The organism is Idiomarina solivarensis, assembly GCF_033052755.1.
Taxonomy (GTDB): Bacteria; Pseudomonadota; Gammaproteobacteria; order Enterobacterales; family Alteromonadaceae; genus Idiomarina.
On record NZ_JAVFHZ010000004.1, the window covers coordinates 202,211 to 228,225 of the forward strand.

26 protein-coding genes are annotated in these 26,015 nt (G+C 44.3%); 7 read left to right on the forward strand and 19 right to left on the reverse strand.

The window, feature by feature from the left end; translation table 11 throughout:
* From RBK99_RS08535 to egtB, 6 genes are all read right to left on the reverse strand, one after another.
* Positions 1-249 (reverse strand): hypothetical protein, encoded by a 249-nt coding sequence (locus tag RBK99_RS08535; protein WP_317504182.1) that lies wholly within the window; start codon positions 247-249, stop codon positions 1-3.
* A gap of 240 nt (positions 250-489) precedes the next feature.
* A complete protein-coding gene (locus tag RBK99_RS08540) occupies positions 490-909 on the reverse strand; it encodes a CBS domain-containing protein (RefSeq protein ID WP_317504183.1) in 420 nt (139 codons plus the stop codon).
* A 125-nt stretch (positions 910-1,034) separates the two neighbouring features.
* A complete protein-coding gene (locus RBK99_RS08545) occupies positions 1,035-1,382 on the reverse strand; it encodes a zinc ribbon domain-containing protein (protein WP_317504184.1) in 348 nt (115 codons plus the stop codon).
* 31 nt (positions 1,383-1,413) lie between these two features.
* The gene (locus tag RBK99_RS08550) at positions 1,414-2,241 is read right to left on the reverse strand and encodes a PhzF family phenazine biosynthesis protein (RefSeq protein ID WP_317504185.1); all 828 of its coding nucleotides are present in this window, start codon (positions 2,239-2,241) and stop codon (positions 1,414-1,416) included.
* A 3-nt stretch (positions 2,242-2,244) separates the two neighbouring features.
* Positions 2,245-3,189: an L-histidine N(alpha)-methyltransferase gene (gene egtD, locus RBK99_RS08555; protein WP_317504186.1), complete on the reverse strand. Its 945-nt coding sequence runs from the start codon at positions 3,187-3,189 to the stop codon at positions 2,245-2,247.
* A gap of 23 nt (positions 3,190-3,212) precedes the next feature.
* The gene (gene egtB / locus RBK99_RS08560; protein ID WP_317504187.1) at positions 3,213-4,502 is read right to left on the reverse strand and encodes an ergothioneine biosynthesis protein EgtB; all 1,290 of its coding nucleotides are present in this window, start codon (positions 4,500-4,502) and stop codon (positions 3,213-3,215) included.
* A gap of 163 nt (positions 4,503-4,665) precedes the next feature.
* Here egtB and RBK99_RS08565 point away from each other — a divergent pair, with 163 nt between their 5' ends.
* Together RBK99_RS08565 and RBK99_RS08570 are read left to right on the forward strand one after the other, a co-directional pair.
* The gene (locus tag RBK99_RS08565; RefSeq protein ID WP_317504188.1) at positions 4,666-6,825 is read left to right on the forward strand and encodes a S9 family peptidase; all 2,160 of its coding nucleotides are present in this window, start codon (positions 4,666-4,668) and stop codon (positions 6,823-6,825) included.
* A 73-nt stretch (positions 6,826-6,898) separates the two neighbouring features.
* Positions 6,899-7,987 (forward strand): DUF2891 domain-containing protein, encoded by a 1,089-nt coding sequence (locus RBK99_RS08570; RefSeq protein ID WP_317504189.1) that lies wholly within the window; start codon positions 6,899-6,901, stop codon positions 7,985-7,987.
* Between the two features lie 42 nt (positions 7,988-8,029).
* Here the strand turns inward: RBK99_RS08570 and RBK99_RS08575 are convergent, their stop codons facing one another.
* Together RBK99_RS08575 and RBK99_RS08580 are read right to left on the reverse strand one after the other, a co-directional pair.
* On the reverse strand, positions 8,030-8,320 hold the full coding sequence (locus RBK99_RS08575) for a sll1863 family stress response protein (protein WP_317504190.1): 291 nt from the start codon (positions 8,318-8,320) through the stop codon (positions 8,030-8,032).
* Between the two features lie 100 nt (positions 8,321-8,420).
* A complete protein-coding gene (locus tag RBK99_RS08580) occupies positions 8,421-8,945 on the reverse strand; it encodes a cytochrome b (RefSeq protein ID WP_317504191.1) in 525 nt (174 codons plus the stop codon).
* Between the two features lie 173 nt (positions 8,946-9,118).
* Between RBK99_RS08580 and RBK99_RS08585 the strand changes: the two genes are divergently transcribed.
* Positions 9,119-9,535 carry a YqaA family protein gene (locus tag RBK99_RS08585; protein ID WP_317504192.1) on the forward strand — a complete coding sequence of 139 codons (417 nt, stop codon included), beginning with the start codon at positions 9,119-9,121 and terminating at the stop codon, positions 9,533-9,535.
* A gap of 563 nt (positions 9,536-10,098) precedes the next feature.
* Here RBK99_RS08585 and RBK99_RS08590 read toward each other — a convergent pair.
* The 3 genes from RBK99_RS08590 to RBK99_RS08600 all read right to left on the reverse strand — a co-directional run bounded on the left by RBK99_RS08590 (position 10,099) and on the right by RBK99_RS08600 (position 14,660).
* A complete protein-coding gene (locus RBK99_RS08590; protein ID WP_317504193.1) occupies positions 10,099-10,248 on the reverse strand; it encodes a hypothetical protein in 150 nt (49 codons plus the stop codon).
* Between the two features lie 154 nt (positions 10,249-10,402).
* Positions 10,403-13,087 (reverse strand): class III lanthionine synthetase LanKC, encoded by a 2,685-nt coding sequence (lanKC, locus tag RBK99_RS08595; RefSeq protein ID WP_317504194.1) that lies wholly within the window; start codon positions 13,085-13,087, stop codon positions 10,403-10,405.
* On the reverse strand, positions 13,074-14,660 hold the full coding sequence (locus RBK99_RS08600) for an ABC transporter transmembrane domain-containing protein (RefSeq protein WP_317504195.1): 1,587 nt from the start codon (positions 14,658-14,660) through the stop codon (positions 13,074-13,076). The genes lanKC and RBK99_RS08600 overlap by 14 nt, the downstream gene beginning before the upstream one ends.
* A 240-nt stretch (positions 14,661-14,900) precedes the next feature.
* Here RBK99_RS08600 and RBK99_RS08605 point away from each other — a divergent pair, with 240 nt between their 5' ends.
* Positions 14,901-15,458, forward strand: coding sequence for a DUF6502 family protein (locus RBK99_RS08605; protein WP_317504196.1), 558 nt, complete (start codon positions 14,901-14,903; stop codon positions 15,456-15,458).
* Between the two features lie 34 nt (positions 15,459-15,492).
* Here RBK99_RS08605 and RBK99_RS08610 read toward each other — a convergent pair whose 3' ends face one another.
* From RBK99_RS08610 to RBK99_RS08625, 4 genes are all read right to left on the reverse strand, one after another.
* Positions 15,493-15,651, reverse strand: a complete 159-nt coding sequence (locus RBK99_RS08610; protein WP_317504197.1) for a hypothetical protein — start codon at positions 15,649-15,651, stop codon at positions 15,493-15,495.
* A gap of 123 nt (positions 15,652-15,774) precedes the next feature.
* Entirely contained in the window at positions 15,775-18,198 is a 2,424-nt protein-coding gene (locus RBK99_RS08615) for an ABC transporter permease (protein WP_317504198.1), read from the reverse strand.
* Positions 18,199-18,206: 8 nt separating this feature from the next.
* On the reverse strand, positions 18,207-18,884 hold the full coding sequence (locus RBK99_RS08620) for an ABC transporter ATP-binding protein (RefSeq protein ID WP_317504199.1): 678 nt from the start codon (positions 18,882-18,884) through the stop codon (positions 18,207-18,209).
* Positions 18,885-18,891: 7 nt separating this feature from the next.
* The gene (locus tag RBK99_RS08625; RefSeq protein ID WP_317504200.1) at positions 18,892-20,112 is read right to left on the reverse strand and encodes an efflux RND transporter periplasmic adaptor subunit; all 1,221 of its coding nucleotides are present in this window, start codon (positions 20,110-20,112) and stop codon (positions 18,892-18,894) included.
* Between the two features lie 231 nt (positions 20,113-20,343).
* On the opposite strand from RBK99_RS08625, the gene RBK99_RS08630 reads away from it, so the two are divergent.
* Both RBK99_RS08630 and RBK99_RS08635 read left to right on the forward strand, forming a co-directional pair.
* On the forward strand, positions 20,344-21,684 hold the full coding sequence (locus tag RBK99_RS08630) for a sigma-54-dependent transcriptional regulator (RefSeq protein WP_317504201.1): 1,341 nt from the start codon (positions 20,344-20,346) through the stop codon (positions 21,682-21,684).
* Positions 21,674-23,023 (forward strand): sensor histidine kinase, encoded by a 1,350-nt coding sequence (locus RBK99_RS08635; protein WP_317504202.1) that lies wholly within the window; start codon positions 21,674-21,676, stop codon positions 23,021-23,023. The genes RBK99_RS08630 and RBK99_RS08635 overlap by 11 nt, the downstream gene beginning before the upstream one ends.
* A 42-nt stretch (positions 23,024-23,065) precedes the next feature.
* Here RBK99_RS08635 and RBK99_RS08640 read toward each other — a convergent pair whose 3' ends face one another.
* From RBK99_RS08640 to RBK99_RS08655, 4 genes are all read right to left on the reverse strand, one after another.
* Positions 23,066-23,251: a YrhK family protein gene (locus tag RBK99_RS08640; protein WP_317504203.1), complete on the reverse strand. Its 186-nt coding sequence runs from the start codon at positions 23,249-23,251 to the stop codon at positions 23,066-23,068.
* A 10-nt stretch (positions 23,252-23,261) separates the two neighbouring features.
* On the reverse strand, positions 23,262-23,714 hold the full coding sequence (locus RBK99_RS08645; RefSeq protein WP_317504204.1) for a carboxymuconolactone decarboxylase family protein: 453 nt from the start codon (positions 23,712-23,714) through the stop codon (positions 23,262-23,264).
* 47 nt (positions 23,715-23,761) lie between these two features.
* Positions 23,762-24,574, reverse strand: a complete 813-nt coding sequence (locus tag RBK99_RS08650) for a helix-turn-helix domain-containing protein (RefSeq protein WP_317504205.1) — start codon at positions 24,572-24,574, stop codon at positions 23,762-23,764.
* Positions 24,575-24,676: 102 nt separating this feature from the next.
* Complete coding sequence (locus tag RBK99_RS08655) at positions 24,677-25,255, reverse strand: helix-turn-helix domain-containing protein (RefSeq protein WP_317504206.1); 579 nt, start codon at positions 25,253-25,255, stop codon at positions 24,677-24,679.
* Positions 25,256-25,344: 89 nt separating this feature from the next.
* On the opposite strand from RBK99_RS08655, the gene RBK99_RS08660 reads away from it, so the two are divergent.
* Positions 25,345-25,983: a LysE/ArgO family amino acid transporter gene (locus tag RBK99_RS08660; protein WP_317504207.1), complete on the forward strand. Its 639-nt coding sequence runs from the start codon at positions 25,345-25,347 to the stop codon at positions 25,981-25,983.
* Positions 25,984-26,015: the final 32 nt, after the last annotated feature.

Below are 26,015 nucleotides of genomic sequence, written 5' to 3' on the forward strand. Positions count from 1 at the left end.
CTACCGAGGTGTACCAAACATGATCTTATCGGCATTGCTGACTAACGCTATAAACAGAGTCACAACCCAGGTTCCTAATATCCACCAGAAAGTCGGCCAGGACATCCAGATAAGGTCCAGAAACAGCAAATCAAACACACCAACAATAAGCGCAGCAAATAGAATAGAAGGTAAAAATACAACGAACAGAATGCAAAGCGCTAAAGGTATTGCGCTCAGGGTTTTCATCCAATTGAGTAACGACGACATAATGGCTTCAGGTTGGTGATAAGAAAGTGAAATTACCGTGAGTTAGAGGATTTATCAACTCATTCGGCATTCTCCTACTCCACCGCACAACCTTTAGCAATAGCTAAGCAACTTCTCAGCCCTTTCACGAAGCGCTCTTATGACAGCGTCGTTGATGTATTGGAACTAGCGATGGCAGTTAAATTAAGTCAGAAAGTCCAGAGCCGACTTTCTGACTTAAACCATTATTTAAATAAACGCTTAGTGGTAGGTTCGCGACGCGTTGACTATTTTTTGTGCTAACTTAGGATCATCGCAATGATTCGCGATATCGCCAAGGGTCACAATACCGACCAAGTCTTTATTTTCACGGTCGTTCAGAACTAACAACCTCTGAACTTGCTGCTCAACCATGTTTTGGACAACCGTCTCAATACCTTCGTCCTGATAGGTATAGAGAACTCGCTCAGTGGCAATACTACTGGCTTTATCATCCGGACTTTTACTTTCAGCTACCGCGCGCACCGCGATGTCTCTATCAGTAATGACGCCAGTGACTTTTTTAGCATTGGTCAGGGGCTCAAAACCGGTTCCATTGTTGCGCATCGTTAACGCAGCTTCGCGAATTGTCACGTTGTCTTTAAGATATTGCGGTGTTGTCATTATGTCTTTAACTTGCATGATTTCGCCTCCTTAAACTTCTTCTCAGTGCGAAACTAAGGCTGCAAATTGCAGTTTTGCGAATGCAACCAAAATTGCTTTACTACAACTAATAAGCCTAGTCGCGATGCGGGAATATTTCAAAATTACCGATGTTCCCGCCAAATTCGAAAGCGCGTTAAGATATACCAAGCTAAGCCACCGACGAACATAATGAGCGCAATAATATTGATTTCGCCACTTTGCCGGTACTCGTCAGCTGTCAGAAAAAACCAAAACACACCGACAATAAGAATAACGAGTGATAACACCCCTTGTATCGTCAAGCTTTTCGACGTGTTCTCGGTGGTAATATTATTTTCACCAGGCTGATTTTGTTTATCCGGGTCTTCTGATTTATCGGATTTATCCGGTTTCACATAACCACAGGCCGGACAGCTATACTTGTTATCCAATACCTGATCTTCACATTTTGGACATTTTTCAAATACCATCGAAGCACCTGTCTGTTTTGCTGATAAGTGTTTATTCTTTAGTGTCTATATTAGTGTAGACAAAAGACGAATGATTCGCCCCTTTGCGTCGCACCGCCGTTCGGCCTCTCACTAAAGTCTGCTGTTGATGACCTGTCAGATAAAGATACCCGCCGGCAGGTGAGCATTGCTGAATTTGCAACGGCTGATGGGCGTATCGCTTCGGGTATTGTTGCCGCAAATAACTCGCAGCCTGAACGCTGGCTGAGCCGGTCGCAGCATCTTCTGCCGGCCCGTATTGGGGAGCAAAATAACGCAACTGGACGGCTCCGGACGGGGGTCGATAAACCACAATTAGGGCGCGCTGACTGAACCGACGTAAAGCAGGACTATTTATATTCAGTTCAATCAACGGCTGGCTCACCTCCAGCAGGACATAATCGTTACGATGACCGCAGTAGCGTCCATTAATAACCGGTTGCCGAACCAATCGCTGCCAAAAATTTCGGTTTTGTAATGGTCTCTGCGCTAAGGCTTTGTCCAGGTAATAGGCCGACTGACGATCGACTCCCAGTTGTATCTCACCGGCATCCGTAAGCAACCGCCAGTTGCTTGCTGCAGACGCCAGTTCCTCATCAATATAAGTCGCAATAGCAAGGTTACCTGATCCGCAGCGGTAGGTCGGTTGACCACAGCTAAAAAATTGAGCTGTAAACACACCGTCACCGCCACTCAGTAGTATTAAGTTAGGAGTGTTTCCATGCTCAGCCGGAATTTCATACCAGTCCGGATCCGCACGATACAGAATATGATGTTGATTGCCCTGTGCTCGCGGACCATAGAAAACATCTACTGTGCAAAGTGTATCGTGACCAGACATTGATTACCCTGCTGATTGCTCCGCATTGTGTAATAACATCACCGAAAAGATATCATTTTGCGCCAGCCATAAACCTTCACGTTGCCAGCCAGCCTCTGCCGCTAATTGCTCAAACTCATGTGGGTGGTACTTATAGGAGTTTTCTGTGTGAATCGTCTCGCCTTCATCAAACTGAAAGTCTTCACCAGCTATCTCAACCGTCTGGCGAACAAGGCTGCGTAAATGCATTTCTATACGCCCGAGCTTTTGGTTATAAATGGCAGTATGCTCAAACTGGTCTAACTGAAAGTTAGCATCCAGTTCGCGGTTTATTCTAATCAAAATGTTTTTATTAAAACGGGCCGTAATATTCTGGCTGTCGTTGTAAGCCGCTTCAAGCATTTGCTGATCTTTTTTGGTATCAACTCCCAGTAATAAGTAGCCGCCGTCACCCAAAGTAGTGCGCGCATTACGCAGAAAACGTAAAGCTTCTTCGGGCGAGAAGTTGCCAATGGTAGAACCAGGAAAAAAGCCCATTGCCGTAGCATTGGAAAGCGCTAACTTTATCGGTTGGGTAAAATCTCCCTGAGCAGCTTTAATCGGCAACTCCGGGAAGGATTCCTCCAAATCAGCTGAAGCTTCTTTGAGATGCTCCCCGGAAATATCGATTGCGGTAAATTCCTCAACCATGGTCAGCTCTTGTAACACCGGCTTTACTTTACGCAAAGAGCCAGCACCAAACTCAACCAACTGGATGCCGGTAATCGACTGATTCATAAAATACTGTTTCAGCTCTCGCGCTACCTCAGGCAATAAACTCAGCTCGGTGCGATACGGATAGTATTCCTCCAGCTCACAAATTTGGTCAAAATACTTCGATCCCTGAGCATCGTAAAAGTACTTCGGCGACAGCTCTTTCTGCGGCAGCCGTAATCCTGCCAGAACATCGTGCAGAAATTCATGGTTCATAAAGCTTCCCGGTTTTTTTAATGTTATTTGGCCAAACGCAGACTGGTAAATTGCCAACGTTGATGCGCATAAAAGAAATTGCGATACGTTGACCGCATTTGTTGCTCGGCAGTAGCACAAGAGCCGCCACGGAGAACCCACTGATTCGCCATAAATTTCCCGTTATACTCGGCTAAAGCCCCTTCCGGCGTCGTAAAGCCTGGGTAAGGAATAAAAGGACTTTGCGTCCATTCCCAGGCATCCCCAAAGAGTTGCTTAAGTCCTCTCGCGCTATTGTTTACCGGCTGCGGTAATGAATTGCCCGACTCAAGAAAATGGCCGCTCAACTCTTCCGACTGGGCCGCATGTTCCCATTCAAACTCAGTCGGTAAGCGACACCCTTTCCAGCGGGCAAAAGCGTCTGCTTCGTAATAACTTATATGACAAACCGGTGCATTTAGATCTAACGGTTCACGTTTCTGCGCAGTCACCGTCAGCCATTGGTTGTCTTGATAATACCAATATAAAGGGGCTTGCCAGCCTTCTTGCTGAGCCGTAGCCCACCCATCCGAGAGCCAGAGTTTAGGCCGCTTGTAGCCGTCGTCTTCCATAAATTCCAGCCATTCAGCATTGGTCACTAAACGTTCGCAAAGGCTGAATTCCGGTATAAACACCTGATGTCGGGGTTGTTCACAATCGTAGGCAAAGGAAGATTCAGCATCGGTACCAATAAACGAGAGCCCTCCTTTAAATGGAATGAACTCCGGATTTTGCGGAGCATGGGAACTCACTGAGGTCACTGCTTTATTGGTATCCAAACGCAAGGCGTACGAGTTTAACGACAACGCATGCTTAATGTCAGTTTGTAGCAGCTCCTGATGCTGCATCTCGTGGTGCAGGCCAATGGTAACTGCAGCCTCAATGTTGGTATCAACGCCAGAAGAGTTCAACAACTGCTTCATTGCGTTATCGACATAAGATCGATACTCGAGCACTTCTTTAAGTGGCGGACGGGAGAGCAAGCCCCGCTGAGGCCGGGGATGGCGTTCACCTACGGTCTCATAGTACGAGTTGAATAAATACTGGTAGGTCTCGTCAAAAGACCGATAACCGGCTAAATGCGGCTGCAGTAAAAAGGTTTCGAAAAACCAGGTTGTATGCGCCAAATGCCATTTAGCCGGACTCGCGTCCGGCATTGACTGCAACATCATGTCTTCGGCACTAAAGCTTTCGGTCAACCTTAGGGTTTGGGTTCGTACATGCTCATATTGCGCCATTAGCGTTTCTTCAGATGTTTGTTTAAGAGCTGGGTCAGATACATTATCAACGCGCATCACACCGTCCTTACTTTAGAATATACCGAGCATTTCGGCTTCCGAGATACCCACTAACCATAGTTTTCAGAGGACAATATCGCAAAGAGGCCCAATAAATTCTTGTTGCAGCTTGTAAAAAAAGTAACACTGTAACAATAACCCAAGTCAATGTGAGCCTGACATGCTAAAAACCCGTTCTTTTTATATCGCTCTGTTAAGTGCAGCCTTATTGCAGGCCTGTTCTCCGGCAAATCAGAACACCGAAGAAACCTCATCATCATCTCAAAAGAGCATTGAGGCGCCAATAGCAGAAAAAATTCCTCATGAAATGACCGTACATGGTGACACCCGCATCGATAATTATTACTGGATGCGGGACGATGAGCGTAAAGACCCCAAGGTACTGAGTTACCTGGAAGCTGAAAACAACTACGCAAATAAGAAATTGGCTCACACCGAAGAGCTGCAGCAGCAATTATTTGAAGAAATGAAAGGGCGCATTGCCAAAGATGATAACTCCGTACCGGTACGTGACGGCGAGTACTATTATTCAACAGAAATGCGGGGCGATAACGAATACCCAATTTACGTGCGCAGTAAAGACTTTGCAGGCACAGATAAAGAAACCCTTCTAGACGTCAACAAACTGGCCGAAGGCGAGGATTATTACTCTGTAGGTAGTCTTGCCGTGAGTCCGGACGATACGATTCTAGCCTACAGTGAAGATACCGTCAGCCGCCGGATGTATGAAATTAAACTGAAAGACATGCAGACCGGAAAATTACTTTCAGATCAAATAACCAACACATCGGGCAGTATTGTCTGGGGCAACGACGGTCAGCATTTTTACTACATAAAAAAAGATCCACAAACCCTGCTGGGCTATCAGGTATATCGTCATAAGCTAGGGACCGATCAGCAACAAGACGAGCTGGTCTATGAAGAGCGGGACACAACCTTTTACACCGGAATCAGTAAGAGTGAAGACGATTCACAAATTTATATTATCCACGACGCCACTGAATCTAAAGGCGTTTCGTTAATTGACGCAAACGACCCCAACGCCATGCCAGTTGAATTTGTGCCGAGGGAAGACGGACTGGAGTACAGCATCTCCAAACACGGCAATGATTATTATGTGTTGACCAACCTGGACGCAGTGAACTTTCGCCTGATGCGAGTAAGCGCCGACAAACTTGGTGACAAGCAGCTGTGGCAGGAAGTCATTTCACATAAGAAAGATACCCGCCTGGAAGATATTGAGTTGTTTGACCAGCACCTGGTTTATAAGCAGCGCCAGCGCGGCCAGACTCAGGTGTTCGTACGTAACCTGAACACCGGTGAAGAACAGGAACTTTCCTTCCGCGACAAAGCGTATACTCTCTACCTGTATGGTAATACGGAAGCAGATAGCTCTGCCCTTCGACTTTATTACACCAGTATGACGACGCCCGGCAGTCACTATGACATCGACCTTAACAGCCTCGATAAAACCCTGTTAAAACAAGAGCCGGTACTGGGCGATTTTCAGCCCGAAAACTATGCGTCCGAACGGTTGTTTATCACCGCCCGGGACGGTGCAGAGGTGCCGGTAACCCTGGTTTATCGAAAAGATAAATTCAAAAAGGACGGGACTAACCCACTTTATCAATACGGGTATGGTTCTTACGGCTCCACTTCAGAACCTAGTTTTAGCAGCAACCGCCTAAGTCTGCTAGATAGAGGTTTTGTCTTTGCTATCGCTCATATTCGCGGCTCACAAATGCTTGGCCGTCCCTGGTATGAAGACGGCAAAAAACTGAACAAGAAGAACACTTTTAATGACTTTGTCGATGTAACTAAAGCGCTCGTTGAGCAAGGTTATGGAGATAAAGATAAAGTCTTTGCTATGGGCGGCAGCGCCGGCGGTCTGCTGATGGGAGCCGTAATTAACCAGGCTCCGGAACTGTATCTTGGTGTAGCAGCGCATGTGCCTTTCGTAGACGTTGTCACTACCATGCTGGATGAGAGTATTCCACTCACCACCAACGAGTTTGATGAATGGGGTAATCCGAAGGAAGAAATCTACTACGATTACATGCTCTCTTATTCACCTTATGATCAGATAAGCGCACAGGATTACCCTAACCTACTGGTCACCACCGGTCTCTTCGACTCGCAAGTACAGTATTTCGAACCGGCTAAGTGGGTCGCCAAGCTAAGAGATTATAAAACCGATGATAACTTGCTACTGTTTAAAACCGAAATGGAAGCTGGTCACGGTGGCGTTTCCGGACGCTTTAAGCGTTTGCAAAACACCGCACTGGAGTATGCCTTTTTCCTGGATTTACTAAAAAGCTAATGAGCCAGTTAACAAAGACGCACTTCAAAGCCACAGATAACATAGCGCTATCTTTAGCCTATAAGGCAATATTATGAATATTCGGGCCACCATCAGCAGCGCCTTATTCATGTCGGTCAGCCTGTTCACCCAGGCTGCTGAGACCGACCACACACCATCACACAGCCTGACATTGTCTGAGGCTAATAAGCTGATCGCACTGCCACTGCATTGTGTCGAAACACCCTACCCTTATAAAACGGGAATTGTGCTGGGCAGCGCCGATGATTTAAAGGAACCTTCGGTTCTGCACCCGGTTTTTTACGGCTGTTTTGATTGGCACAGTGCTGCGCATGGCTACTGGTCTATGGTTACTTTACTGCGCCAATTTCCCAATTTAGAACAGGCAGACGAAGTAAAAGCCATTCTTAAGCGGAACATAACCGCTGAGAAAGTTGCTCGGGAAGTGGAGTTTTTTAGTAAGGAGATCAATGACTCGTTCGAGCGCACCTATGGTTGGGCCTGGTTATTAAAGTTATCTGACGAGCTGCATTCATGGCAAGACCCAATGGGCAAAGAGTTAGCGGCTAATTTACAGCCATTAGCCGATTTAATCGTTGACCGTTATATCAGCTTTTTGCCCCGACTGGTCTACCCGGTACGTGTGGGCGAACACACCAACACTGCGTTTGGTTTAAGTTTTGCCTACGACTACGCCGTTAATCAAGAGCATACCGAATTGCAGCAGTTAATTACTAAGCGTGCTAAGGATTATTTTCTGGACGATAAAAACTGTCCGATAGGCTGGGAGCCAAGCGGCTACGATTTTCTGTCGCCCTGTCTGGAAGAGGTTGGCCTTATGCAGCGCGTTCTGCCAAAACAACAGTTCCTAACCTGGCTAGAGGACTTTATGCCACAGCTCTCTGACCCTGAATTCAGCCTGGCAGTGGGGGAAGTTGGCGACAGAACGGATGGCAAGCTGGTACACCTAGATGGTTTAAACTTCAGCCGCGCCTGGAACTTATACACATTGGCTAATCAATACCCACAGTATGAGCATTTACGCGAGGTAGCCGATAAACATATGGCGCATTCTTACCCTAACCTGGTAGGCGACAGTTACGAAGGCGGCCACTGGCTGGGCAGCTTTGCTATTCAGGCATTAAATCAAACCCAGCAGTAGTTGCTGGGTTTGATAGTTTCCTTTTCTTACCGTTTAAAGGCTCTATTTTTTAAACTCCTGGTTGGCTGCTCTTATTGCAGTCGCCAAGGATTGAGTCGCCGACTCAAGGCCTGTGCTAATATCAGACCAAGCATTTTCACTGGATTTTTTGAGACTTTCCAGTTTATCTTCAGCTTTATCTTTCAACGTCTCAAGCTCTTTAATTTTTTCTTCATATTTAATCTGGGAATCGGCTTCCGACTGCTTCGCCTTAGCTTTCAGACGGTCAATTTCAGCTTTCATCTCTTCAATTTTTGCTTCATGCTTCTTTTCAAACGCTTCTTTATTACTCACGCTAACCTCCTCGTTTTTTCTTTATACTCAAAAGCCTACTTAAATAAAGTATGGTTAACGCCATCAAAACGATCAAGGTTCACCGTATCGAAAAGCCTCATCAGAGCATACGCCGCAGCAATCCGTCTTTTCGAACAAACTGGTGCCAGAACGCCATCACCACATGGCCGGCCAACACAGCCAGCAAAAACAAGGCAACCGGCGAGTGCAGTTCACCGATGGCTGCAAGCCATGGAATTTCTGTACCGCGGGAGACCAGCTCCATACCGAAAATAGTTAAGCCATGACCTTTGCCAATCATAAAACTCATACCCGCGATCGGCAGAAACACGAGTGCAATATATATAATGATGTGACCGGCTCTGGCCAGCACGCCCAGCACCCCCGGTGGCGCGGGTGGGCGGTTACTTAGGTTCCGTGAAGCCCAAACTATACGTAGCAGCACCAAAACCAGAATGAGCGCACCAATTGAGATGTGCCATGGCACTAGTGTCTCACCAACCCAGTGCTCGCCATCATTTATACGGTCGAAAACTTTCATTGCCTGCCACAAGACTAGCGTCGCAATTACCCAATGGAAAAAGCGTGATACTGTGCCATAGCGCTCTATTGAATCACTTTTCATACATATCTCCCTAGACTTCCCTGACTCTGCTAAGTTTTTGTTATTCTCACTGAATTTAACGTACCCTATTTATATAGCAGAATCAGTGAGTCTTTATTAGTGAATAACGAATGAAAGCAATTTATGAACAAATTACTTCCAGTATATAAGCCGCTCAGCGTCACTATGACCCTATGTATCTCAGCATATTTCTGACGGCGTTTCTGGCCGCCACCGTACTACCGGCTCAGTCTGAGTTTGTAGTCGTGGCCGCCCAACGGCTGGATTACGATGTTTGGATAATTTGGTGGCTGGCCTCAATTGGCAATACACTGGGGTCCGTGGTCAACTATGTTCTGGGCCGCTTTTTGGTACAGTATCAGGATCGTCGCTGGTTCCCGTTCAAACCGAAATCTCTGGCTCGTGGTCACCGCTGGTTTGAACGTTTCGGTAAGTGGTCGCTACTGATGGCCTGGGCGCCGTTTATTGGAGATGCTCTAACCTTCATCGCTGGTATGCTGCGCTTAAGCTTTTGGCAATTTTTGATTCTGGTTTTTATTAGCAAATCTGGCCGCTACGCTATTTTGCTTGGTATTACGCAGTTGTTTTAACAGCCCTTTTATCGCGATTTAAGAATGACTTGATTGTTATAAATCGATATTAGTTAGTGAAGCTCAACAAGAATTTGCCCAGCGGGAAAATAAATCGCTGTAGAAAAATAAATCTGATGGCGTAACGCCTCGTCCTTAAACTCAGGACTTACCACGGAGGTATAATAATGAGCCACGGGCTAATTCCGCCAAGAAGCAATACTATCAAACGTAATTTTCGATGATTGGCAGAAAGTATGTAGTATAGGGTCAATATATTTAAAGAAACTGATGACCAAATGATACTACATATAAAGCTCCACCAAAGAGAAGACTGCGGAACACTTTGAAGCTCTGCGGTAGTAAAGTTAATGGTTTCATATAGGTATACTAGGAACATCAGGTTTACTAAAATATAAATTAGAATATCCCAGAACCTTTTAAAAATAGAGCTTATTGACATTTGAGCTCATCTCCAATTTTGAGGCAAGACTGTTTAAGTCTACTCATAGTTTCATGTTGCGTGTCGCGAGCAACAGGCTCCAATGGCAAAACCCTAAAATGCCAGTTTGCGACTGTTAAAGCTACCCTACAAGTAACCGCTCACTGCGCGCGCGCATGCCATCAAAAATCGGGCTCGCCACGTTTTCCGGAAAATCAGCGGGTAAATCCTTTTTCACTTGCTCGATAACATGGTCCACCTGACCACACATTCTGGAAATAATTTCTTTCATTTTGGTTTGGCTGAACTCAGCCTCTTTCGCTGTTTTAAAAAGTGGCGCTTAAAAATGTGGTAAATATTCCATTCCTTACTTTTGGAGCCACGCAAGCTCTGAATCGCCATTGATTTGCTAGACACCTCATAACAATATTTGGAGTGGAGAGAGTCTAATAACGGTTCATTTTAATATCCATAAAACGGCGAGCCGATTGCGACTCCAAGCGCTTAAGAAAGCAACCGACACCGGCTGTACCGTAAGCATAATCGCATTGAAAGCGTTTGTTTTGAAATCCTGGAATAACGGCTCCTTCGTCTTGCTCAATAATATATAGGGATATAGTATCAGCAACCAAACAGGCCATTCTCAAAAAGCGCTCATCAGATGTGAGCTGGTAGGCATCTAACAACGACTCGCCAATACCGCTCATACCACGATACTGATCACACGCCACCGTAAATTTAGAAAAAGCTCCACCTATGGCTTCGCAACCTAAGTCAACTAGTTCTTTATCATCAATAACACGCCCCATGCGCAATAAAACACTGCCAATGCCTGCCGCACCTCGGTGCCAATATGGCGTATGAATTTGTCGCGTCTGGTCAAGATACCAGACAGGCCTCCCCAACGACACATCTGCATATTGGTTAACATAGGACAACGCCTGAAGCGCACTATTCATATAACGCTCTTCACCAGTTACTTCATACAACTGGGTTAGCGCCAACAAAATACCGGATACACCGTCAGCGAAGCCAGGATGCAAAGGCTGACCGTTGCTATCCAGCCAACAAAGAGCTCCCTCGTGATGCTCTGCACTATTTAATAGATAATCTCCCGACTGCTTAGCATGACACAGAAAGTCTTCATCTTTGGATTGCGCAAATAAGGCTAAACCGGCATGAGCAATGCCAGCCTCACCATACATCCAGTTGTTGTTTGTAAATCTGAGAGGGCTCTTCGACAACTGTTGAAAAAGAGTTTTTGCTGTATCTAACTGCCCTATACTTCCATATAGATAGGAAATACCGGCTAACCCACTATGAAATCCAGGTGGGTAGCTTTCAAAGTTTTTCCATTCTCGTTTCCACCAAAGATCATACTTTGGCTGACATTGCCTTTGCATATCAACCAAAAACATCTGAGTTCCAGCGGCGCCGTAAGCTAAACTAGCGGGTTTGGTCACAAAAATCTCTGTGCCCGACGGCCATAACCTGTCTTCCCGCAAAGGGGTTGCCACACTTTCTACATAATCAGCCAATCGTTCACTGTTTACCGCCGCTCGGTCAATAGATTTAGCTATATTGATATTGTTAATACCCTGCCAACTTTCGACAGGTAGCACCGTTTTGGCACTCACTCCTTCTAGTTCGTTCAACAGAGACATAGCTGAGTCCAAATTGGCTTTTCGCAATGCCTTTAGAAAACCTTTTAGCGACTCAGGAAGACCATAGTATTCTGTTAATTTGGTTAGCATTAAATCGAACTTATCTGGCGCAAGCTCAAATAAGTTATTGTTAGGTAGTAACGTGCTATATAAGGTCATTGACAATGAGTACCAGTCAGATTTCAGCAAGTCGGACTTTATATCTTTGCTGCTCTGCCTTTTTACACGATAACGGTAGCCGTCGGTCCCCCAATCGGTAACGATATAGTCTGGTTCTCCTTCTTCACAATCCCATGACGTCTCAAAATCAATTAAACGAACAGTTAACGAATCCGGTTCAACCATTACATTAGATGCGGATAGATCTCCCAAAATGACCTGCTCGCTATGCACTTTTTTTACCATTTCTATAGTTCGACGAGCTAATACAGAAAAGGTCATTATAAAATCTATAACGCCTTCAGGGTCGCTTTTACTGATTAAGGTCACGTTGTCCCGTGCGCGAAAAGAGCTTAAAGGCTGGCCTGGAATAAAACTTTGCACTAGATATGCATGGCTTTCTTGTTCAAACTCGTCTATTAAACGTGGTGCGCAGTCTAGTTTTTTAAGTTTCCGCAGAACTAGGGCCTCACGCTTCAGAAGCTCTTTACTGTCAACGTATTGATCTTCGCTAACTCGTGCTAAGCCGATATATGGTCTGGCCTCTTTTATAACCACACTTTCGTCATTACTTATATCTTTAGCTAAGTAAACCCCTCCCGAATTAGAAAACTTCATGACGTTAAGCACTTGATAGCGGTCATTAAGTAAAGGAACGGATAAGCTAGAGATGTCATTAACTTGCTGAAAAGGTTCAGCCACCCATTCTGGCAACTTATAGTAAGGTACTCTTTCATCGCTTACATAAGACCCATCCGCCCCCTGTATCATAGCCTCTGCGGTGCCGTTTATTTTTAGCTTTTCAACTGAAATAAAGCCACCATATCGATAGTAAACCACTCCGCTATCTTTATAACGCATGTCCGATAATATATAAGGACCTTGAAAATCCTTAGTTGCATGATAAAGATCTTCTATTACCTGACGAAAAATCTCTTCATTGCTTGGATAGACCGCAATCAGCTTGGCAGAGCCGCTACGCCCAAAGTTCTTGCTAATCCCTAAGGTATACATTTCTGGGCCGGATACAAACTTGAAAGCTACTTGGTGGGTAATCAGGATGGGTAATACCGCATTTATAATGCTGACTGCATCTTTATTGATAGCTGAAATATGAATCTTAAAACCTTGCTTGGCCATTTTATGTTCAGCGGGGCTAATAAATGTCCACCAGCCTCTAACCTGTATACGCCAAGAACGAGGAACAAGTCTTTTCACGTGATTAAGATAAAGGCCGCTAACAGGTAAATTATCCGGCGTATCATAAAACTCCTTGCTAACGACACCATAAAATTCATTCGCACTCATAGTGTTTAATCCCAGCTCTATCAATTGTGATTATTTGTTCGAAGGGTTCGAATAGTTGCTCTGCTTCATGGGTAATAAATAAAACAGTTTTCCCATTCGTATGCTGCTTTATTAAATTGGAAATGTGGACTTTCGACTGCGCGTCGATAAAAGCTAAAGGTTCATCAAAGATATATAAATCCGCGTTTTTCGAGAGTGTTAATGCAATTCTGACTTTAGCTTGTTGTCCCGCCGAAAGAAATAAGACAGGAGTGCTGATATACTTCTCTAGTGAAAGCTCATTTAATAGTTTTATGTAAGTTTCATGACACCAAGCTGAACGCTTATCTAAAACCAACTCACCAACAGAAAGTGGAGCAAACGGCACACTGCTAATATAAGCACTAACCTCTCGCGCGCTAGGGATCTTCGTGGGTTGCTGTTGTTCCACTTGTATCAAACCAGCAAGAATAAAGCTTAGCGTTGTTTTTCCTGAACCATTACGGCCTTTTATTAAAACACGGTCTTGCTTTTTAACGTGTAACTTAAAATTTGACAAAATGTGTTCGTCAGAATGATAAGAAAAACTAAGGCTTGGTATATTGATCTCAAAATCGTCTAGATTCTTAGACTTGTCGTTTGCCACTTTGGGCCCTGTTTCGCCTCTGAACGTATCATAACGGTCAATAGTTGAATTCAGACGAATTAATAAAGGTAATGATGATGTTATACCATCGACTAGCCCAATGATAATATGGTAAGAGCGCATAAACGCAAATAAGCTACCAATAGTAATTCCACCAAATACAACCTGAGAACCGGCAATAATAATCACGCTAATTTCAGAAATAGAAAAAAACATCGATGATAAAAGGTTGTACTTTGCCCCCACTTGCGTATTTAAGTAGGAGGCTGTCAATGGCTGCTCAATTTCTCTATCTAATGAAGAAACTGTTTGTTTACTACCATTCATTAATTTTACGAACGGAAAACCATTTACAAACCCACCTAAAATAGATTTAAACTGCGCATCAGTTTCCAATCTTGCAGACTCCGTTTCTTTTAGCTTATTACTAAAGTGCTTTCCCAAAAAAATGAGTACAGGTGCAATAATTAATAGTGCAAGTGTAACTTGCCATGAAAGATAAATAACGACAGCTAACGAAGCGATCATTTGAACCGCTCGAGATATCGTGGCGGCACCATAAGTACCAACTTGGGAAAGCTCTCTAGGCTCATCATGAAGTCGATTTATGTAATAAGTCGATCCTTGTTTACCTACCTCATTTAGTGACTTACAAAAGAATTTTCCGCTTAATGATAACGTCGTTGTTTTATGGATGCTGTTCTGTAGCTTCTTTGCCTGACAACTCATTAAGTACCGAAGCCATGCAGTTAACAACGCGATGACAATGAACCCTGCTGCGAAATAGGTGAATTTTGTAAAGTCCCCTTCAGTTAAAGCATCAACCAATATCTTTAGCGCCAGAGGATCAGCAACCGCTGTACCCAATCCAGTGACAATAGAAAGAATTGTAATCGATATAAATAACGATCTGTGGGGCGAGATAAATCGCCAGTATTTGCTTATCATATTTGACTCGCATCGATTAAAAGCAATAGCGGATAATCCACAACTACCTAAGCATAAGATCATATACAGATATTACAGAAAATGAGTAACGGCTGACTGACGCTCGCTGTATTTACGGATAATCGAGTTTACTAAAATTCATCAAAAAATATGATGTATCTCCCATGAATTTTGTTAAATTAATGTTTACAACAGTAGTTGTGTATAACTTCAACGAAGGATTGTTAAGGGTGAAATAAGATGGATAATGCCGAAGCTAAAAGTCATAGTACTTTGAGAGATTTACATGAATCTCTTAAAGTTATTGTCGAACAGTACTTAGGCGAAGTTGCTCATGATGTCTTAACCGATATCATTGAGTACGAACTTGTAAATGTCGCACATCGTCGAGCGTTGCAGAAAGATAACCGACTGAAAACACAGTCCCATATCGGTTTCGTCACAGGTTTAAGTCCAGAACGCATTAGAAAAGTACTTAATCAATCCGCAAGGGATATATGCAATCCGGTATTGTCTGTAGAACAGCGTATTATTCATACGTGGTGCACTCATGAGGATTACGTCGACGAGAGCAACGGACACCCTAAGAAGCTGTTAATCGCAGGTCCAGGGCAAACTTTTCAAGGTTTAATTAATCGGATAGCCAGAGGAGTAACCACAAAAACCGTTATTCAATCATTTACTCAGAAATCCTTAATTTCTATTAATCAGCGGTATTGGGTTAGTTTACACGTGAATAATGCAGTGGGGCTTTACGACCTACCTCTTTCACCACCGATCATAGATAGGAGCAGCTGACGGCCTGTTTAAATCGACCGTCAGCTGCTTTTTCTTACAGTAACTCTTTCTCTTTAGTGCCACCGCAACCGCCTGTACTGAGACTGCTGCACCCAGTACAACAATTGCTCACACCACTGTTAGCTGCAGCTAATTCTTCAGATTGTGACTGATCGACTGAGCTCAGGCTTTGTAGAGCTAAAACATTTAACATGATTATTCTCCTTGTGTTTTGTGATTGTGCATAAAGCACAATAAAAACTTAACAATAAAAAAATGAATAAACATGCCAAACCTCAGTAAATACAATTTACGATGTTTACATTTTCTGTAAATACTAGTGGCTACGCAAAATCTTATTCGGCTTATCTTTCATAGCCCAATGCGTTCGCCCGATGATCACTAAACTAACGAAAATGAATACAACGAGGTACGCAAAAGAAAAACTCAGCAATGACAAAGGCAGCGTCAATAGCTCGTAGTAGCTCAATAAAGCTATAATAGCCCAGTAACCGAAAGCCGAGGCACCTAACATCCATACGAACATACCGCTGTAACTGTACCAAAAGAATAGACAGAGGCGCCCAGCGGACGCTCCCAGTACACGTCGAATAGCCAACTCTTTTCGACGTGTATCGGTATCTAGTGCAATCAAGCCGAATACACCAGCCAACGAAGAAACCAATAGAATAAAAGAAATTATCAGTATCCATCGAAACTGTATGGTTTCGTCTTTAAATAATGCCTGATAACGTTCCTGTAAGCTGACCAACGCAACACCTTTGAATCCCAGTCCCTGGTTTATATCTCTTTCTAAAACTTGAAACTGATCTGTCGTCAGCGGTTGCGAAAAGGCCATCGCCAAGTAATTTTCTTGAGTTTGATTTCTCCCCAATATAAACATCATTGGGTCAGCTGATTCGGTAGGCTTGCTATAAAATACGTTCTGACTTACTCCGATAACACGCCCGTTATATATCCCATCAGGTCCCCATACAAGCATCTGATTAAGTGCCTCTTGATTGTTAGACCAACCTAACGCCTTCCGCATCGCCTCATTAATGATAACTGCGGCCCGGTAATTCTCATTACCCTCATCATAACGAAGCTGGTCACCTTGACGGGTTTCACTAAAGGCTCTTCCTGAAACTATATTGATATTCAGTAAGTCAAAATATTGCTCCGACACACCGACAAGTGGTGCCCAGTCAATCGGTTTCGAACTATGGTCTATAGTTCTTAATTGTTCAGCGCCAATATTAAAATTGTAGGTTGGGAAAACCTCGCCTTCAGCCACTGCCTCTAAATCAGAAGAGCCAGTACGAGCGTTCATGAACGCAACAAGATCGACGTCTTTTCCTGCCGCTGAAGCATCAAATAAGTATGTATTTTCGCTCTCATAACCAAGGTCGATCTCTTGCATTTGATTAATGTAATGGTTCAAGCTAAGGCAAAGTGCTAACAGTACACAGGTCATTGTTAACTGAACCGTTACTACAATTTTTTTTAAGCCCTGAGAGCGGAACGATGCCCTCTGTTTATCGGCGAAAACGGACTTCACAGTAAACGTCTTTAATAGCCAGGCAGGGTAAATAGCACAAACGCCCGCAATGACGACAGCCAGTAACATAAGCAGCATAATTGAGCTAATTGAATACGGCATAAGCAAACGTTTATTAAGCCAGCTACTCAACATAGGCAAAAACAATTCACTCAATACAAGCGCAGCGAATCCGGCGAACAAGCAAGTAATAACCACACTTAATAAGAAATTCATAATCAGCGGCCATAAACCTGCGCCACATAACCGCCTAATAGCGATTTCTTGCCATCGGTCATTGACGATAGCGGCCTGAATACTGGAGGCGTTTGATACGGCTATAACTAAAACCACAACAGCAATAATAACTAAAGCAAGTAGCACATTAATCGAACCGCTATCACCTAGCTCCATTAGGATGCCGGTTGATAAATAGATATCGCTTATCGGCTGCAAGCTGACAACAACCTCTTTTTTATTACGCTCACTGAGCTCTTTTGATAACTGCCTCTCGATATTGGATATATCAGCATCTTGCTCAACTTTCAGATAGTTATAGAAATTATTCATCTGAAAGTGCTGAAAGTACTCAGGATCCAGCCGTTCAATCATCGCTTTGTTGAATAACGCGTCAAAGCTTAAATGAGAACTCTGTTGCTGCTCAGCTACGACCCCTTCAATCACTAAAGGATGCTTCTTATTCAAATACAGAACCTTTCCAGTGACATCGGTACTGTTCCATACTTTTTTGGCCGTCTGCTCCGAAATATATAAGCCGTTTGGCTGAGCAGGAGAGTCTACCGTACTGCCGGTTGTTGATTTCACAGAAAAAATGTCAGAAAAATGATTGTCTATTGCTAGCAGCTCAACATTTAATAAGGATTTATCCGCCGTATACAGTTTATAGTTTGCTGGCATTGCACTAATTTGACTATGCACACTGACGTGATTTTTAAAGCGGGAAGATGAAAAAACATCCCGCAATGCTCCAGGGCTTACAGCTATTGCGGTACCACCATAATCTATATTAGGAAAGTCGATGTTAATGCGATAACTGCGCTGGTAATCTGGCTGTGAAGTGTCGAAAGACAGTTCATGCTGAACAAAGAGTCCCGTTACAATAATTACCATCAAACTAAATGCCAGAACAATTGCTTGTAACAGCGTTTGCCGACCCGCCAGTAGACATGTTTGAACGGCGTCTTTAAATAATGCCTGCATGCGCCCTCCTAAGATACCTGACCATCAAGCAATATTTTGCCATCCAGCATTTTGACAATTCTGTCAGCAAACTGTCCGTCAGCTTCCGAGTGAGTGACCATGACTACAGTAGTGCCATCTCTATTTAAATCACGAATCATTGTCATCACTCGGTAGCCAGTTTCAGAGTCAAGATTCCCCGTTGGCTCATCCGCCAAAATCAAACGCGGTCGAGAAATAAGCGCGCGCGCAATAGCAACTCGCTGTTGCTGTCCTCCTGACAGCTGCAGCGGCCGATGCCCAGCGCGATGCGCAATATTAAATCGAGTCATCAATTGATCTGAGCGTTGCTTTCTCTGTTCAGATGAAATCCCGGCATAACGTAATGGCAATTCGATATTTTCGCGTACTGACAACGTATCGATTAAGTTGAAGTCTTGAAAAATAAAACCGACTTTCTCATTTCTTAACTGATTACAGACTCGCTCATTGGCATAACCTACCTCGTCCTGGTCCAGGTAGTAATGGCCCTCATCAATATTGTCCAGCATGCCTAACGTAGACAACAACGTTGACTTACCACAGCCGGAAGGTCCCATTACCGCGACAAATTCGCCCTCGTTGACCGTCATAGAAATATCATTCAAGGCAGTCGTTTCAATATCTTCTGCATAAAACCGTTTAACCACATTTTTTAATGTAAGCATGGCAGCCCTATTCATTTGTTATGTTTTTAACTTGGTCACCTAACTGCATTCCCGTGACCACTTCAACGTATCCTTTATGCTGGGCTCCTAATCGAACCCGTTGTTCGCTGTAGTCGTCATCACCCGCTTGCCGCACGCTCAACGTTTGCTCCTTTGCTAGACTCGACAACGCCCCCCGTGGAACAGCTAAACGCTCCCCTCCATCCGCAATCTTTAGTTCTAACGTTAAGGATTGACCACTATTTAGCGATAAAGATGAGTCATCAACAAAAGCAAAATCGACTTTAAATTGACCGGCGGTCACCTGAGGGTATACGCGAGTTACTATTAACTGCACTTGTCGGCCGTCAATCACAGCAACCGCAGACTGCTCCTTACTTACTTTATATAAATAAAATTCATCGATATTTGCACTGACTTTCATTGCAGATGGATCATCAATTTGGCCGATCCTAGCCCCCGGAGCTTTATATTCACCAACTTCAGCGTCTAAAAACGTAAGATAACCATCGGCATGCGCTTTTATTTCAAGGCGGGCTAAGTTTTCAGTGGCAACTCTTAAGTTCTCTTCTAAGCGTTTAGTTGTCATAGTCAGTTGCTCTAACTGCACCTGACGTAACTTTTCATTCTGCTGGCGGCGTTCTTTAGCCAGCTCTAAACGCCGACTGAAATAATTAATATCTTCTTCAATTTTGGTAACTTCCTCTTTCGCCACCAGTGCATTTTTCAACAAATGTCGAGTCTCCTTGAGTCGCCGCTTTAACACTCCTAACTGATACTCGACCTCAAGGATATCTCTCTCTAAGTCGAGGCGGTCCGTCTCCATCTGCAATCGCGTATTACGCAAATTATTCAATTGTTCACTGACCTGAGCTTCACGGGAGATCACTTCAAGCTGCAGAGCCGTATTAGACAAAACCACAATAGGCTCACCTTCTTCTACGAATTCACCTTCATCCACATGCACTTGTTTAACCTGCCCCCCATCAATGGCATCAAGGTAAACCACATTTTCCGGAACAACATTTCCCCGGACGGTAATTAACTCAGTAAAATTATGCTTCACTACAGAAAAAATCTGAGGAGTCTCTATATTGACCGTCGGGCCAGTTGTTTCGCTACCACCGTAATCTACCCAGGAAACTAAGAAGCCTCCAAGCAAGACTACGAGCACCACGGCTGACCAACGTAATTTTTGAGAGCTTTTACGATTCAGTTTCCTATCCATTCTCCTACCGTTACTAATTAGCCCCTAAGATACCTTTGACTAAGCAAAACCTAAGCCAACAATAATAACTATTTTTATCCAATTAAATCAGTTAGTTGAAATCCCTTGATAAAACACTGTTCGGTGTTGAACAGTTAAATGTCCAAGATTGGACACATCCACCTTCGTTTTGACAAGACCGCCACTCTTTTATAAGTTAACACTAATTAACTTATAACTATGAGATAAGTCATGATAGCCATTATCGATGATAATCGGGATATTCTAACCTCACTCAATTACCTGCTTACCGATATCGTCCAGCAAATAGACACTTACACAACTGCTCATGAGTTGACTTCTGCCATGCGGAATAAACGATACGAGCTGATCATTCTAGATATGAATTTAAGTCAGGGAGCTGTGAACGGGCGTGAGGGAATAAATTTGATCGAATCGATTCGACGCCTTGACGCACACGTTCCTATTGTCTCAATCACCGCCTTTGCCGATATTGACATTGCAGTTGAAGCCATGCGGTTGGGAGCCAATGAGTTTATTATGAAGCCTTGGGACAACGCGCAGCTAAAGCGGCGCATTGCCGAGTTGCTACATAACAAAACTACCACAACCTCCGCTCAAATAGATGCTGTACAAAGATTTATCGGCGAAAGCAGCGCGGCGGCCCGTCTTCGCGAACTGCTAAATTTAGCAGCTCGTAGCGACGCTAATGTTCTCGTTATCGGGGAAACAGGTACGGGCAAAGAAATTGTTGCACAAACCATTCATGATTTGTCCGCTCGAAAAAAGCATAACTTTGTTGCTGTCGATAGCGGCGCGTTATCCACCGAGCTATTTGAAAGCGAAATGTTTGGTCATGAAAAAGGCGCATTCACTGGCGCCTATAAACGCCGAAAGGGTGCGTTTCTTCAGGCTAATCAAGGCACCCTCTTCCTCGACGAGCTTGGAAACTTGCCGCTAAAGCTCCAAAAAAAGCTACTGCGTGTTTTAGAACAACGCCAAATATCACCCATCGGCGCCGATCAAACTAATCCTGTCGATGTTCGGGTGATAACTGCCACCAATGCAAACCTCAATCAAAGTATTCAAATCGGCGAGTTTAGGCAGGATTTATATTATCGCCTTAATACCATAGAAATTTATATTCCACCGCTGCGTCAACGCCGTTCCGATATTATCTGCCTAGCAGAACACTTTATAAAGCAACTTGCTCACCAATACCGGCAAAACCCGACAACATTAAGCGCACGTGATAAAAATACTCTGAAAAATTATGATTGGCCTGGTAACGCTCGTGAACTGCGAAATGTTATTGAGCGCTATCTTATTCATTCTCAGAACGAAATAACCTCGATTGAGGCTGTTATGCCTTATCCGGCGACGGTAACTAACGAATCTGAGAAACGGCATTCAGATCTAACTAATAGCCTGAATTTAAAGCAGCTTGAACAACAAGCCATTCAATGTGCCATAAGCGAATATCATGGCAATATCAGCGCAGCAGCAGAAGCGCTAGGTTTAAGTCGAGGCGCCCTGTATCGTCGCCTGGAGAAATACCAAAATGAGCAGTAAAATGCTGCTATCCCTCGCCTGGCGCTTATTTACTATAATGGTACTTACCGCGCTGGCTGTATATTGCTTAAACCGCGAGCTCTATTGGACGAGTGTTGGTGCGTTAATCGGCGCAGTATCCGTCGCACTAACTGCTATTTTTCTTGTACACAAATGTTTAGCGACAGTTAAGCTGAATTTACTCGCATTAGATGGAGGCCACTCTTCGCCAACGCCAGGCAAAAACGCAAGTAATGACTTACACAACTTATTTCCTGTTATCTTCGGGATCGCCCAAAGTTTCCAATCACTCCAACACAACCATGAGCTCAGTAAGGCCGTCTATGCGCTAGCATTAAATAACCTCTCTCATCCCATTATTTCGTTCAACGAGCGGGGCGATATATTCATCATTAACCAGGCAATGCTCAAACTCAACAACCCTAGTTTGACCTTTACCCCTAAAAATACTCGCTTGCTATCAACGTCAATACAGCAGTTACTAAATAATGTTATTAATAGCCCCTGTAACCAACTTCACGACTGGCATCAACAGAATTCTGCCATCCGCTTTTCCGCCTGGCACGATTATATTTCCACTGAACAAGGAAAAGTCTTCACGATTTGCTTTACCGACATCAGCCAAGCATTAGATAGACAAGAAGTAACGGCATGGAAGAAGTTACTAACAGTCATTACGCACGAGGTGGGCAATTCAGTTACACCGATTTCATCATTATCGCAAACGGCATTAGGTCTTGTTCAACAGCACCAGGACTATGATGCTCGTCTAACAGAAATACTGCAGCTTATTCTAGATCGAACAAAATGGCTGACAGACTACACCGAGAGCTACCGAAGGTTTTCAGTAAAACAGCAAGCGCAACCAGAATACCTCAATATGTCCGAACTACTGAAAGATACCCTGGCTTTATTTCAGTCGACCTTTGAAGAAGATAATATTCAGCTAAGTTTCGGCGCTCCTTCCTCCGCAAGGGCCTATGTTGATAAAAACAGAACCTCACAAGCACTAATCAATATTATTAAGAACGCAGTTCAGGCTCTGAAAAGACATCCTCAACCCCGACTGACAGTTGATCTTATCGCTCAACAGCATATTAGTATCAGCATTCGTGATAACGGCAACGGCATTTCAGCACAAGACTTACCCTATATATTTATGCCCTTTTTCACCCGCAAAAAGTCAGGTTCAGGGCTAGGGCTAGCCATCGCCCGCGAAAACATTTTGCTCTCCGGTGGACAAATCAGTTGCCACTCTCAATCCCAGCAAGGGACAACTTTCACATTATCTTGGCCGTTAGCACAGCAAGACCGACAACTACAAACAGAGAGTCTATAAGTAGAAATCTGCGAAGATCCTTTTTAGGTGTTGATTCATCCACTAACCACGTACTGGACGAATGACATCAATAAACATCAACGCTGACCCCGTCATGAAAAGCCACACACCTAATGTCGCGTAGCTTGCAAAAGTGGGTAGAAACAGCATACTGCCAAAGAAGAACGACAAGCTGGCCAATACCCCTAACGTATTTTGTTGAAGGCGCTGCAATAATGTTACTTTCATATCGCCCCCGTTATTTTATTTCCGGTTGGAAACGGAAACTGACGGCAATACGATTCCAGCTATTTATCTGTACGATGACCGCGGTCAGCTCAATTAACCCGTTCTCATCAAAGGCGTCCAGTGCATCCTGAAAGGCAGTATCAGTAATTTCTACATGGTTGAGCAGCGTTAAAGCTTCGGTCCACGCCAAGGCAGCGCGCTCTTCTGGAGTAAAGCAAGATAACTCTCTCCAGGCCGGAAGCACATCTAACCTTGATTGCATCTCGCCATCGGCGCGGGCTTCATCCGCATGCATTTTCTGACAGAAGCCGCAATGATTGAGCTGCGATGCGCGCAGTTTTACGAGATGCAGAAGCCGTGGGGATAAGCTTACTGCTTCCGGCACCTCACCTAATGCGGTTAAGTGAGTTACCAGACGCGGGCATTGTTCATAAAGTGATGATTGTGAAATTCGGTGTTGCATAATGTCCTCCAAAGAATAACTTTCTATACTTTAGGAACATTTACTAGCTACGAATTGGAAATTTGCGACATTTTTCGTTGGCGATATTGAAGTGGCGTTTCCAGAGCTTGTTCACGGAAAGCATTCGTAAAATGCGCTTGATCGAAGTAGCCACAAGCAAGAGCAATATCACTGAGGCTGTCTGGTGTCATGATCAAATGTTGCCGGGCTTTTCGAATTTGAGCAAAACGGTGCAACTGATTGGGAGTAAAACCTAAGTATTTTCGCAATTGCCTTTCCAGTGTGCGTCGACTCAATCCGTTCTGCAAAGCCAGTTGCTGAGGCGGGATTAAGTCTGTGGACGCACGAGCCAATAACGTCGACCATTTATAATGAGGTTCTTGAGCGCGACAACTAAGCGTCAGTAACCAGTTCTGCACAGCTTCGATTTGTTGGGTTGTTGAGAGCGCCGGGAGCGTATCCATTAACAGCTGTAAACTTGAGCGTTGAGGAAAAGCTGTGTCGAGTAAATCTATCTCTATGTTCTGCAAATCGTCGATATCCAGCCCCAGCAGCGCTCTCGCGCCTCCAGCTCGAAACCGCACGCTAATATGTTTCGTCGATAGATCCCAACGATGAGCAAAGACTCGAGTATGATGAAAGTAACGTGCCTTGATCTCGGTATTGCGTATTTCAAACGTTAGACTGGACCCCGCATCGGGATACAGTTTTTCTTCAACACGCTGTGGATTGCTTTTCGAACCATCATTAGCCCACAAACATTGAACCCAGCTGGAGAGACATCGCAACGGTGGGACCATCTTTAAGCCAATATCAGAGAAGCTGGCAGCAGGTATAATGTCAAATTTATTGTATGACACGCAGGCGACCTTAAAAAATGTATGTGCGCAAATAATAACCGATTGTGACGACTCTTATAACCTCTTTCTGTTCCTCACAAAAGCAGTTATCAATTCGGCAGCTTAGTATTCGGTTCGCTCATAGACTGTCATAGTAAAGCTTACCTCAGCGTCTGAACGGTTTTCATAACTATGGGGAACATCCATCGTTGCTGTCAGGGAGCTTTCCGGACCTAAGACAAAGGTTTCATCGACTACGGTCACCGACAATGTCCCCTCCTCAACATGTATGAGCTCAATAGTACCTTTCGCGTGAGCATCGGATGTAAACACTTCGCCAGGGAACATAACCCAACGCCACAACTCAACCATAACCGAGCCTTTGGTGCTCGCCAGTAATCTCGCCGTTCCGCCATGCTCACCTTTCCAGAGAACGGGCATGTCATTTCGATGTTTAATCCCGATGTTTGGCCCATCAGACATAGCAACAATATCAGCAACAGCGACGCCTAAGGCGTTTGCAAGCTTACAAAGAATACCAATGCTTGGATTCGCATTGCCCTTTTCAATTTGAACGAGCATGCCTTTGCTGATCTCCGCACGCTTCGCTAACCCATCAAGAGTGAGTTTATGCTCTTTGCGAAACTTGCCAACCCGATCTGCGATGGCCTGATTTATAACTGCATCTTGTTTTTTGGTCACTATATTGATCTTTTAGTTTTTATATTGCACCATTGCCATTACTCTATTATCCGCATGAGTTGCGGACCACGTCAATGTCAGAGGGAAATATGCACGAAATCATAAGCACATTTGTAATGGGGGTCGTAATTTCCGGAGGGCTCATTATTGCTATTGGCAGTCAGAATGCTTTCCTGCTTAAAACCGGCCTGACAAACAACCATCCGTTTGCAGCAGCCACCGTTTGTTTCCTTGGCGACCTTATTTTAATAGGTGCCGGCGTGTTTGGGATAGGTGCACTCGTGTCCATTGACAGTATCTGGGGTATGTTACTAAGCCTTGCTGGCGCTGCATTCCTTGTATGGTACGGCTTACTTGCGCTTAGCGCTGCTTTCCACGGGAAGGTTGCTTTAGCTGTTGAAGGTTCAGAACAGCCACCCACTAGCCTGAAAGCAACAACTTTAATGGCATTCGCTATGACATTTTTAAACCCGCACGTCTATATCGATACCGTGGTACTAGTTGGAGGTGTAACTGCCAGCTTGTCTCAGGAGCTAAAGCCCTGGTTTGTAGCAGGTGCCTTACTCGCCTCTGGAGCATGGTTTTATAGCCTTGTTTTTGTTGCCAGAAAGCTAGCGAATATTCTCAACCGGCCAAAAGCGTGGCGGATCATTAATTCATGCATCGCTGCGTTAATGTTTTTTATTGCGACAAGACTCCTGCTGCAGGTACTGGACGTTTGGTCGTAAGGCTACCTCTGCCTCCGGAGCCCGAAACCCTA